Raw genomic sequence first — 12,147 nt, 5'->3', positions numbered from 1 at the left:
AAGGAACTCACATGTCAATCATTGAAATGAGAGATGTTGTCAAAAAGTATGATAACGGAACGACAGCTTTGCGAGGTGTCTCAGTCACTGTTGAACCCGGGGAATTTGCCTATATCGTAGGTCCGTCAGGAGCTGGGAAGTCAACATTTATTAGAGCTTTGTACCGCGAAGTAAAAATCGAAAAAGGAAGCTTATCTGTTGCTGGTTTTAATCTGGTTAAAATTAAGAAGAAAGATGTCCCACTTCTACGTCGTAGTGTCGGGGTAGTCTTTCAGGATTACAAACTCTTGCCAAAGAAAACTGTTTATGAAAATATTGCCTATGCAATGGAAGTAATCGGTGAGAGCCGTCGTAACATCAAAAAACGTGTTATGGAAGTTTTAGACTTGGTTGGATTGAAGCATAAGGTTCGTTCTTTTCCAAATGAACTTTCGGGGGGAGAACAGCAACGGATTGCAATTGCACGTGCCATTGTAAACAATCCAAAAGTATTGATTGCGGACGAACCAACAGGAAACTTGGACCCAGATAATTCATGGGAAATTATGAACTTGCTGGAACGCATCAATCTCCAAGGTACAACTGTCTTGATGGCGACCCACAACAGTCAGATTGTAAATACCTTACGCCACCGTGTCATTGCCATTGAAAATGGCCGTGTCGTTCGTGACGAAGCTAAAGGAGAATATGGATACGATGATTAGTAGATTTTTTCGTCATTTATTTGAATCATTAAAAAGTTTGAAACGAAATGGCTGGATGACAGTAGCAGCTGTCAGTTCGGTTATGATTACTTTGACTTTAGTTGCAATATTTGCATCTGTTATCTTTAATACGGCTAAACTCGCTACAGATATTGAAAACAATGTCCGAGTAATGGTATATATTCGTAAGGACGTAGCTGACAATAGTGAGACCATTGAAAAAGAAGGTCAAACCGTTACCAATAATGACTACCATAAGGTATACGATGCTTTGAAAGGTATGTCAACTGTTAAAAGTGTTACCTTTTCAAGTAAAGAAGAACAATATGAAAAGTTGACCGAAACAATGGGGGACAACTGGAAAATCTTTGAAGGGGATGCCAATCCACTCTATGATGCATATATTGTTGATACCAACACGCCAAGCGATGTAAAGACAGTAGCAGAAGAGGCTAAGAAAATTGAAGGTGTATCAGAAGTTCAAGATGGTGGTGCTAATACAGAACGCTTGTTTAAGTTAGCCTCATTTATTCGTGTCTGGGGACTAGTTATCGCGGGATTATTGATTTTCATTGCGGTGTTCTTGATTTCTAATACTATTCGTATCACCATTATTTCACGAAGCCGTGAAATTCAAATCATGCGTTTAGTAGGTGCTAAGAACGGCTATATCCGTGGACCTTTCTTGCTTGAAGGTGCCTTCATTGGTTTGCTTGGAGCAACTCTTCCGTCAGTTCTGGTATTTATTGTCTATAAAATGGTTTACCAATCGGTTAATAAGTCATTGGTTGGTCAGAACCTTTCAATGATATCACCAGAGGTATTCAGTCCACTTATGATTGCTCTATTATTTGTGATTGGAATTTTTATCGGTTCAATCGGATCAGGAATTTCAATGCGCCGATTCCTGAAAATCTAAAATAAAATAGAATTATATTTGAGGAGATTTTAATATCTCCTTTTTTACTACAAAAATTTTAGAAAAAAGTCTCCTTTTTTTTTGTAAAAGCCTTTACAAAAAAAATTAAAGTGGTATAATTAAATCATAAAAGGTGCAAACGTTTTCGTAAAACGTTTGCCTAAATAAAAATAAAGGAGATTTGAATGATGAAAGATACATTCAAAAATGTCTTGTCTTTCGAATTTTGGCAAAAATTCGGTAAGGCTTTGATGGTGGTTATTGCCGTTATGCCGGCTGCTGGTTTGATGATTTCAATCGGTAAGTCTATCGTGATGATTAACCCAACCTTTGCACCACTTGTAATCACTGGTGGAATTCTTGAGCAAATTGGTTGGGGGGTTATCGGTAACCTTCACATTTTGTTTGCCCTAGCCATTGGAGGTAGCTGGGCTAAAGAACGTGCTGGTGGTGCTTTCGCCGCTGGTCTTGCCTTCATCTTGATTAACCGTATCACTGGTACAATCTTTGGTGTATCAGGAGATATGTTAAAAAATCCAGATGCTATGGTAACTACTCTATTCGGTGGTTCAATCAAAGTTGCTGATTACTTTATCAGTGTTCTTGAAGCTCCAGCCTTGAACATGGGTGTATTCGTAGGGATTATCTCAGGTTTTGTAGGGGCAACTGCTTACAACAAATACTATAATTTCCGTAAACTTCCTGATGCACTTTCATTCTTCAACGGGAAACGTTTCGTACCATTTGTAGTTATTCTTCGTTCAGCAATCGCTGCAATTCTACTTGCTGCATTCTGGCCAGTAGTCCAAACAGGTATCAATAGCTTTGGTATCTGGATTGCTAACTCACAAGAAACTGCTCCAATCCTTGCACCTTTCTTGTATGGTACACTGGAACGTTTGCTCTTGCCATTTGGTCTTCACCACATGTTGACTATCCCAATGAACTACACAGCTCTTGGTGGTACTTATGAGGTCTTAACTGGTGCAGCAAAAGGTAGCCAAGTATTTGGTCAAGATCCACTTTGGCTTGCATGGGTAACAGACCTTGTAAACCTTAAAGGTACTGATGCTAGTCAATACCAACACTTGTTAGATACTGTTCACCCAGCTCGTTTCAAAGTTGGACAAATGATCGGTTCATTCGGTATCTTGATGGGTGTGATTGTGGCTATCTACCGTAATGTTGATGCTGACAAGAAACACAAATACAAAGGTATGATGATTGCAACAGCTCTTGCAACATTCTTAACAGGGGTTACTGAACCAATCGAATACATGTTCATGTTTATCGCAACACCTATGTATCTTGTTTACTCACTTGTTCAAGGTGCGGCCTTCGCTATGGCTGACGTAGTAAACCTACGTATGCACTCATTCGGTTCAATCGAGTTCTTGACTCGTACACCTATTGCGATTAGCGCTGGTATCGGTATGGATATCGTTAACTTCATTTGGGTAACTGTTCTCTTTGCTGTAATCATGTACTTTATCGCAAACTTCATGATTCAAAAATTCAATTACGCAACTCCAGGACGTAACGGAAACTACGAAACTGCTGAAGGTTCAGAAGAAGCTAGCAGCGAAGTGAAAGTTGCAGCAGGTTCTCAAGCTGTAAACATTATCAACCTTCTTGGTGGACGTGCAAACATCGTTGATGTTGATGCATGTATGACTCGTCTTCGTGTAACTGTAAAAGACGCTGACAAAGTCGGTGATGCAGAACAATGGAAAGCAGAAGGAGCTATGGGTCTTGTCATGAAAGGACAAGGAGTTCAAGCTATCTACGGTCCAAAAGCAGACGTATTGAAATCTGATATCCAAGATATCCTTGATTCAGGTGAAATCATTCCTGAAACTCTTCCAAGTCAAATGACAGAAGCACAACAAAACACAGTTCACTATAAAGGTCTTACTGAGGAAGTATACTCAGTAGCTGACGGTCAAGTTGTTGCTTTGGAACAAGTAAAAGATCCAGTATTTGCTCAAAAAATGATGGGTGATGGATTTGCTGTAGAACCTGCAAATGGAAACATTGTATCTCCAGTTTCAGGTACTGTATCAAGCATCTTCCCTACAAAACATGCTCTTGGTCTTGTGACTGAAGCAGGTCTTGAAGTACTTGTTCACATTGGTTTGGACACAGTAAGTCTTGAAGGAAAACCATTTACAGTTCATGTTGCTGAAGGACAAAAAGTTGTAGCAGGTGACTTACTTGTTACTGCTGACTTGGACGCTATCCGTGTAGCAGGTCGTGAAACTTCAACAGTAGTTGTCTTCACAAATGGTGACGTTATTAAATCAGTTAAATTAGAAAAAACAGGTTCTCTTGCAGCTAAAACAGCAGTTGCTAAAGTAGAATTGTAATATACTTGAGGTTGGAAGCTGTTTTCCAACCTCTTGTTTTAGGAGAAAAGCATGAAATTTTTAACACTCAATACTCATAGCTGGATGGAAAAAGAAGCTGAGGAAAAATTCCAGCTTTTGCTTGAAGATATTCTTGATAAAGATTATGATTTGATTTGTTTCCAAGAAATTAATCAGGAGATTACCTCGCCAGAGGTTGAGGTTAATGATCTCTATCAAGCTTTGCCAGCAGCTGAGCCTATTCATCAAGACCACTATGTTAGACTTTTGGTTGAAAAGTTGTCAGAGAAAGGAAAAAATTACTATTGGACTTGGGCCTATAACCATATCGGTTATGACCGATACCATGAAGGTGTGGCTATCTTGTCTAAAACACCTATTGAAGCACGAGAAATTTTAGTTTCAGATGTGGATGATCCAACAGATTATCATACTCGTCGTGTTGCCCTGGCTGAGACTGTAGTCGATGGTAAGGAACTTGCAGTTGCCAGTGTCCACCTTTCTTGGTGGGATAAAGGTTTCCAAGAAGAATGGGCACGATTTGAGGCTGTCTTGAAAGAATTGAACAAGCCACTTTTGCTGGCTGGAGATTTCAACAACCCAGCTGGTCAGGAAGGATACCAAGCTATTTTAGCTAGTCCATTAGGCTTACAAGATGCATTTGAAGTTGCTCAAGAGAAAAGTGGTAGCTATACTGTTCCACCAGAAATTGATGGCTGGAAGGGGAACACAGAACCCCTTCGAATCGACTATGTTTTTACTACCAAAGAGTTAGCGGTGGAAAATTTACATGTCGTATTTGATGGTAACAAGAGTCCACAAGTTAGTGATCACTATGGCTTGAGTGCTATTTTAAACTGGAAATAATAACTGATATTCTTCGAAAATCTCTTCAAACCACGTCAATGTCGCCTTGCCGTATAGATGTTACTGACTTCGTCAGTTCTATCTGCAACCTCAAAACAGTGTTTTGAGCAACCTGCGGCTAGTTTCCTAGTTTGCTCTTTGATTTTCATTGAGTATGAAAAGAGGTTGGGATTCACAAATTCCAGCCTTTTTCTGACTAGAGAAGCTACTGGAAATAGCTTAAATAAGTGAAGCTACTGAAATAGAATAAAATATGGTATAATTGATAAGATAGATAGAATCGAGGATATTATGTCATTTACGAAATTTCAATTTAAAAACTATATTAGAGAAGCCTTGGAGGAGTTAAAATTTACAACTCCAACAGAGGTGCAAGATAAGTTGATTCCGATTGTTTTGGCAGGTCGTGACCTAGTCGGTGAATCAAAAACAGGTTCAGGTAAGACTCATACATTCTTGTTACCGATTTTCCAGCAACTAGATGAAGCTAGTGATAGTGTACAGGCGGTGATTACGGCACCGAGCCGTGAGTTGGCTACTCAGATTTACCAAGCAGCTCGTCAGATTGCAGCCCACTCAGAGGTGGAAGTTCGTGTGGTTAATTATGTGGGGGGGACAGATAAGGCTCGCCAGATTGAGAAATTAGCAAGCAACCAACCTCATATTGTTATTGGTACGCCAGGCCGTATCTACGACTTAGTTAAATCTGGTGATTTAGCTATTCATAAGGCTAAAACCTTTGTGGTAGATGAGGCTGATATGACCTTGGATATGGGATTTTTAGAAACTGTTGATAAGATTGCTGGTAGCCTTCCAAAAGACCTACAATTCATGGTCTTCTCAGCGACTATCCCACAAAAGTTGCAACCATTCTTGAAAAAATACTTATCAAATCCTGTTATGGAGAAAATCAAGACCAAAACGGTCATTTCTGATACCATTGATAATTGGTTGATTTCGACCAAAGGCCGAGATAAGAATGCTCAAATTTACCAGTTGACTCAGTTGATGCAACCGTATTTGGCAATGATTTTTGTTAACACTAAAACGCGTGCAGATGAATTGCATTCATATCTGACTGCTCAAGGTTTGAAAGTTGCCAAGATTCATGGAGATATTGCCCCTCGTGAGCGCAAGCGTATCATGAATCAGGTGAAAAATCTGGATTTTGAGTATATTGTTGCAACAGATTTGGCAGCGCGTGGAATTGACATTGAAGGTGTCAGTCATGTTATCAATGATGCCATTCCGCAAGATTTATCCTTCTTCGTGCACCGTGTTGGTCGTACTGGACGCAATGGCCTACCTGGTACAGCGATTACCCTTTATCAACCAAGTGATGACTCAGATATCCGTGAGTTGGAGAAATTAGGAATCAAGTTTACTCCTAAGATGGTCAAAGACGGGGAATTTCAAGATACTTATGACCGTGATCGTCGTGCCAACCGTGAGAAAAAACAAGATAAGCTTGATATCGAAATGATTGGTTTGGTTAAAAAGAAAAAGAAAAAAGTCAAACCGGGTTATAAGAAAAAAATTCAATGGGCAGTGGATGAAAAACGCCGCAAGACCAAGCGCGCTGAAAATCGTGCTCGCGGTCGTGCAGAGCGTAAAGCAAAACGCCAAACATTTTAATAGTAATTGTTGGAGTACTGAGCTCCAACTTTTTTATTTATGAGAACGAAATATCTACATTGAAACACCATATTAAAGACTGCAAATTGCTCTTAAAAATGGTATAATGATAAAGTTATATAGTCCCGATAAGATGGTAGGTATTTATCATTAAGAGTTTTCCTATCAGTACTTTGTAACTCGCAAAGAATGACGGCTCCAAAGTCGCTCATCATTCTACGGATGCTGCTATAGGGCGGTCATCCTATGCGCCTTACTAGCTTCAGAAATAAAAAAGTATCGTTTTTATTTCTTTTGCGTCGTAACTCTTATAGTATAAAAATACCTATCAGTACTTTGTAACTCTATAACACTATTTTTAAGGGGGGACATTTTTATGTCAGAACGTAAATTATTCACGTCTGAATCTGTATCTGAGGGGCATCCAGATAAGATTGCAGACCAAATTTCAGATGCGATTTTGGATGCTATTTTAGCTAAGGATCCGGAGGCGCACGTTGCTGCTGAGACAGCTGTATACACTGGATCTGTCCACGTTTTTGGTGAAATTTCTACAAATGCCTATGTAGATATTAACCGTGTGGTTCGAGATACCATTGCAGAGATTGGCTACACCAATACAGAATATGGTTTTTCTGCTGAGACTGTAGGAGTACATCCATCTTTGGTGGAACAATCTCCTGACATTGCTCAAGGTGTTAACGAAGCCTTGGAGGTTCGTGGAAATGCAGACCAAGATCCACTTGATTTGATTGGTGCTGGAGACCAAGGGCTCATGTTTGGATTTGCAGTGGATGAAACAGAAGAGCTCATGCCTTTGCCAATTTCACTCAGTCATAAATTGGTTCGTCGTTTGGCAGAACTTCGTAAGTCTGGGGAAATCAGCTATCTTCGCCCAGATGCTAAATCACAAGTTACAGTTGAGTATGATGAAAATGATCGTCCAGTACGTGTGGACACAGTCGTGATTTCAACTCAGCACGATCCAGAAGTTAGCAACGAACAAATTCACAATGATGTCATTAACAAGGTTATCAAAGAGGTTATTCCAGCCTCTTACTTGGATGAGCAAACAAAATTCTTCATCAATCCTACTGGTCGTTTTGTAATCGGTGGACCTCAAGGGGACTCAGGTTTGACTGGTCGTAAGATTATCGTAGATACTTATGGGGGCTACTCTCGTCATGGTGGTGGTGCCTTCTCTGGTAAGGATGCGACTAAGGTGGACCGTTCTGCGTCATATGCGGCTCGATATATTGCAAAGAATATCGTTGCAGCGGGTCTTGCTAAGAAGGCAGAAGTGCAATTGGCCTATGCTATCGGTGTTGCGCAACCTGTCTCTGTTCGTATCGATACCTTTGGTACAGGAACAGTAGCTGAAAGTAAGCTTGAAAAAGCAGCCCGTCAAATCTTTGACCTTCGCCCTGCAGGAATTATCCAAATGCTGGACCTCAAGCGTCCAATTTACCGTCAAACAGCGGCTTATGGACACATGGGACGTACAGATATTGACCTTCCATGGGAACGTTTGGACAAGGTAGATGCTTTGAAAGAAGCAGTAAAATAGATAAGAAAACCAACGTTTTGAACGTTGGTTTTTGTAAATATGAGCTATCCTTTTTAATAGGTCAGTAAATTGCTAGCCTGTTATAATTTATTCATTGTTTTTAAAAATGCCCAGTTACCAATTGATTTTGACCCATATTCTAAGTCCATATGGTCCAGTAATACATAATCGTTTTTTTCGTAGAATGAGGTATTTCTAGCTGTACTAGTTATGAGTCCCAAGTGTTTACAGCCTTTTGATTTGACATAAGGTTCAATCCCTTGTGTCAGAAAAGTACTGCCTATTCCCCGCCCCTTACTTTCTATATTGACAGCTAAAGCCATCAAATACCAATCAAACTCCCCTGATTGTTCTAAATGCTTTTTGGAACGTTTTACAAAGTCAAAGTATTTAAGGAGATTTTGTGGTCGAATGTAGCGAAAAATGTTTGTTCCTCCATTTCGTAGATAGGATAGTATACAGAAATCTTTTTGTTGCAAAAGGGCGACTGCAAGTAAGTCTCCATCCTGTTCCGCAATTAAACAGTTTCCCTTCTTAATATAGACTCTAGTAAGCAGAATTTGCAATGTTTCTACAAAAGCAGGATAGGAGTCAGGTTTCTTCAAATCATCAGTTATAATCGTTAAAAAGGGATAGTCAAGAAAGGAATTGGCTAATAATTTTCCAATTTTTTCGCTTTCTTCAATTCTTGCCTCTCTATATATGATGTCTCCCATGTTTGTCTCCTTAATTATCTACAAAATCTTGTATGATAAGATTTTATAGATAAAAAATTGGAGATGATTTAAAAAGCTAAATAAACCTAATTTTGTTCCATAAGGTTCAAAGCACTTTCTAATCTCTCCAAGATTTTATTTGGTTGGAATCGAAATTCCAATTAATTTTTCTGAATAGAGGGTTTTGATATTGGCCTCATCAATAGAGTCCTTATCAATTTTACGTTTCAAGAAAAATTCTTGAATAGCTTCGATTTCAGGTTCTCGAATAGCGCGGTGTTTGTTTGAGATGAGGATTTCATAGTGAAGCGGAGCTTGGGTAAAAATAACATCGGTATTCCCTGCAGAATAGACCTCAACAAGGGTTGCGTCTGTACTTTCTAGCTGGCTTTTAACAAGTTGCGAGTGTGAGTTTGTCGTATTGATTAGCTTCATAACATTTCCTCCGATTTTCTAATTCTATTATAGCACTTTTTGAATAAAGTAGCTTAATTTAGTCAATCTTATGTTGTTTTTTCCAAGATTCAATAGCCCATTTATGGCTACCACGTTTGAGATTTTCAATAGCCTCGTCAATAGGGAACCAGGCAATATGATTAAAGTCCTCTAGTGGTTTTTGCACTTCTTTGAAAGAAGTTGCTTCATAGAGGTAGGCTGGATTGTAGTAGTAGGTGTCACGGTGACGAGAATAGAAATATTCGTCAGCTTGTCCGTAATAGGTACCAATTTCAGCTGTAAAGCCAAGCTCTTCAATCAATTCACGTTTTAGGGCTTCCTGATGGTTCTCACCAGCTTCAATTTCGCCACCTGGTAGGAACCAAGCGCCATTGGGTGCTTGAACAAGAACAATTTGTTTTTGTTCAGAATCAGGAATAACTGCATATACGCCATAGCGTGAAACATAGTCTGTATTTGCTTTCTTTTCTCCGAAAGTTGGGTTTGCCATTGCATTTTCCTCATTATCTATTATCTTTATTATTATCTTAATGGACAAAGCCCTAGCTGTCAAGAACTTATAGTTATTTTAATAAAAAGGAGCAGAAAATTTTCATTTTCTACTCCTTTTCTGTAGGATTTATACTTCTTTTTCAGAAGTTTTTACTTCAGTTTTTTTGGCAGATTTGATTTGAATGTTGCCCTTGCTGGTCATAACTGCCTTGAGGTCTTTTTCGCTTGGATTTTCAAGGTAGAAGTCAGTGATTGCGTCCTCAATATAGTCTTGAATAGTACGACGAAGTGGGCGTGCTCCCATTTTTGGATCATAGCCGAGGTCAACCAATTTTTCCTTGACCTTGTTAGTTACATCCAAATGAATGTTGTTGCTAGAAAGGCGCTTGTTAACGTCTGCTAGCATAAGCTCGACAATCTGAAGGAGGTTGTCCTTGCTGAGAGCCTTAAATTCGATAATACCATCAAAACGGTTCATAAACTCTGGGCTAAAGAAGTTACCGAGTTCACCAAGAACAGAGTTGGTACGTCCTTCTCTAGCAGCACCAAATCCAACGCTGGCTTCTGCCTTACCTGTACCTGCATTTGAAGTCATGATGATGATGGCATCCTTGAAACTAACGGTACGTCCTTGTCCATCTGTCAAACGACCATCGTCCAAGACTTGAAGGAACATGTGCATAACATCTGGATGGGCTTTCTCTACTTCATCCAAGAGAATAAGTGAATATGGATTGCGACGAACTTTTTCCGTTAATTGCCCAGCCTCATCATAGCCAACATAACCTGGAGGGGCACCGACCAATTTAGCCACACTGTGTTTTTCCATGTATTCGCTCATGTCAAAGCGTATCATGCTGTCAGCAGAACCAAAGAGTTCGATAGCTAGTTGTTTGGAAAGTTCTGTCTTGCCGACACCAGTTGGCCCGACAAAGAGGAAGCTTCCGATTGGACGGTTAGGCGTACCGAGACCGACACGATTACGACGAATAGCCTTGGCAATCTTATCGACTGCATCATCTTGGCCAATAACATGAGACTTGAGATCTTCGGCTAGATGGATGAGTTGAGATTGCTCTTTCTCTTTCAAATCACCAACAGGGATATTGGTTTTCTGCTCGATAATGTGCTCAATGGTTTTTTCGCTGATGATAGGAGTATCTTGGTCCGTGACCTTCTTCTTTTGCATTTCCTTATACTTGGCAATCTGGTCGCGGAAGTAGGCAGCCTTCTCAAAATCTTCCTCTCGTGTAGCTTGAGATTTGAGATTTTCAGCTTCAATCAAGCGCTGATCGATTACTTTAGGATCCACAAAATTTAAGGTCAAGTTCATCTTAGAACCAGCTTCATCTAGGAGGTCAATGGCTTTGTCAGGTAAGAAGCGATCTTGGATGTAGCGATTGGAAAGAGTTGCAGCTGCTTCAATCGCAGCATCGGTATATTGAACGTGGTGGTAGTCTTCGTATTTCTTTTGAATCCCTTTGAGGATAATAATCGTTTCCTCCACAGTTGGTTCATCGACTTTAACAGGTTGCATACGACGCTCTAGGGCAGCATCCTTTTCAATGATACGGTATTCATTGAGGGTAGTTGCACCGACTAGTTGCAGTTCCCCACGAGCAAGGGCTGGCTTGAGGATATTTCCAGCATCCATATTGCCATCGCCTGCAGAACCCGCACCAACAATTTCATGGATTTCATCGATAAAGAGGATGATGTCCTCACGTTTGCGAATTTCTTCCATGAGTTTTTGCATGCGTTCTTCAAATTGCCCACGAATACCCGTTCCTTGAACCAGACTAACCACATCCAGACGGATGACTTGTTTTCCTTGGAGTTTATGTGGAACATCACCATCAACGATCTTTTGAGCTAGACCTTCGACAACGGCTGTTTTTCCGACACCTGGTTCACCGATAAGGACAGGATTATTCTTGGTTCTACGATTGAGAATTTCGATGACACGGATAATCTCATCGTCGCGTCCAATAACGGGGTCAATATCACCACGACGGGCAATTTCAGTTACGTTGATACCAAATTCTTCCAGCAGGCCTTTTTCTTGGCTAGGTGGCGGAGTTTGAACAGATCCACGATTTTGAGAACCATACCCGCCATTTCCACCGTAACCTCCACCTGATTGGGTTGGGGGAGTCGGTGGAGTATTGCTAGAAGGTCTAAAATTGTTTAGGTCATTGAAGAAATCACCAAAGGGATCAAAGTCACGATTGTTCAGATCCGTCATACCTTTAAAGAGGCTATTGTTAGGATCTGTCTTGATAATCTTATAGCAGTTTTGACAGAGGTCAATTTGTTTTTGCTTTCCATTGAGATTGGTATAAAGATGAATTGTTGAGTCGTTGATTTTACAGTTTTGACAAAGCATACATCTACCTCATTTCTTTCTTTAGCCTGACCTATCTAA

General features: G+C 40.1%; 10 protein-coding genes. 6 read left to right on the top strand and 4 right to left on the bottom strand.

The features are described from left to right. Window positions 1-11 precede the first annotated feature (11 nt). The 6 genes from ftsE (at window position 12) to metK (ending at window position 8,058) form a co-directional block, all read left to right on the top strand. Window positions 12-704, top strand: coding sequence for a cell division ATP-binding protein FtsE (gene ftsE / locus D7D54_RS04130; protein ID WP_120718873.1), 693 nt, complete (start codon window positions 12-14; stop codon window positions 702-704). Further along, entirely contained in the window at window positions 697-1,623 is a 927-nt protein-coding gene (ftsX, locus tag D7D54_RS04125) for a permease-like cell division protein FtsX (RefSeq protein ID WP_000625545.1), read from the top strand. The genes ftsE and ftsX overlap by 8 nt, the downstream gene beginning before the upstream one ends. 185 nt (window positions 1,624-1,808) lie before the next feature. Next, window positions 1,809-3,989, top strand: a complete 2,181-nt coding sequence (locus tag D7D54_RS04120) for a PTS transporter subunit IIBC (RefSeq protein ID WP_120718872.1) — start codon at window positions 1,809-1,811, stop codon at window positions 3,987-3,989. Window positions 3,990-4,040: 51 nt separating this feature from the next. Then, window positions 4,041-4,856, top strand: a complete 816-nt coding sequence (locus tag D7D54_RS04115) for an endonuclease/exonuclease/phosphatase family protein (RefSeq protein WP_120718871.1) — start codon at window positions 4,041-4,043, stop codon at window positions 4,854-4,856. 291 nt (window positions 4,857-5,147) lie between these two features. Beyond that, a complete protein-coding gene (locus tag D7D54_RS04110; RefSeq protein WP_101781291.1) occupies window positions 5,148-6,491 on the top strand; it encodes a DEAD/DEAH box helicase in 1,344 nt (447 codons plus the stop codon). 376 nt (window positions 6,492-6,867) lie between these two features. Further along, entirely contained in the window at window positions 6,868-8,058 is a 1,191-nt protein-coding gene (gene metK, locus D7D54_RS04100) for a methionine adenosyltransferase (protein ID WP_000003942.1), read from the top strand. A gap of 80 nt (window positions 8,059-8,138) precedes the next feature. On the opposite strand, the gene D7D54_RS04095 is transcribed toward metK, so the two are convergent. From D7D54_RS04095 to D7D54_RS04080, 4 genes are all read right to left on the bottom strand, one after another. Continuing rightward, on the bottom strand, window positions 8,139-8,774 hold the full coding sequence (locus tag D7D54_RS04095) for a GNAT family N-acetyltransferase (protein WP_120718870.1): 636 nt from the start codon (window positions 8,772-8,774) through the stop codon (window positions 8,139-8,141). Between the two features lie 135 nt (window positions 8,775-8,909). After that, window positions 8,910-9,209: a DUF1827 family protein gene (locus D7D54_RS04090; protein ID WP_000767189.1), complete on the bottom strand. Its 300-nt coding sequence runs from the start codon at window positions 9,207-9,209 to the stop codon at window positions 8,910-8,912. Window positions 9,210-9,267: 58 nt separating this feature from the next. Beyond that, window positions 9,268-9,720: an NUDIX hydrolase gene (locus tag D7D54_RS04085; RefSeq protein ID WP_120718869.1), complete on the bottom strand. Its 453-nt coding sequence runs from the start codon at window positions 9,718-9,720 to the stop codon at window positions 9,268-9,270. Window positions 9,721-9,849: 129 nt separating this feature from the next. Beyond that, on the bottom strand, window positions 9,850-12,108 hold the full coding sequence (locus D7D54_RS04080) for an ATP-dependent Clp protease ATP-binding subunit (RefSeq protein ID WP_120718868.1): 2,259 nt from the start codon (window positions 12,106-12,108) through the stop codon (window positions 9,850-9,852). Window positions 12,109-12,147: the final 39 nt, after the last annotated feature.

The sequence above is a fragment of the Streptococcus chosunensis genome, from assembly GCF_003626515.1.
In the GTDB taxonomy this organism is placed as follows: domain Bacteria; phylum Bacillota; class Bacilli; order Lactobacillales; family Streptococcaceae; genus Streptococcus; species Streptococcus chosunensis.
Note: the sequence above shows the minus strand (reverse complement) of the source record. Positions and strands in the feature narration are given on the sequence as shown.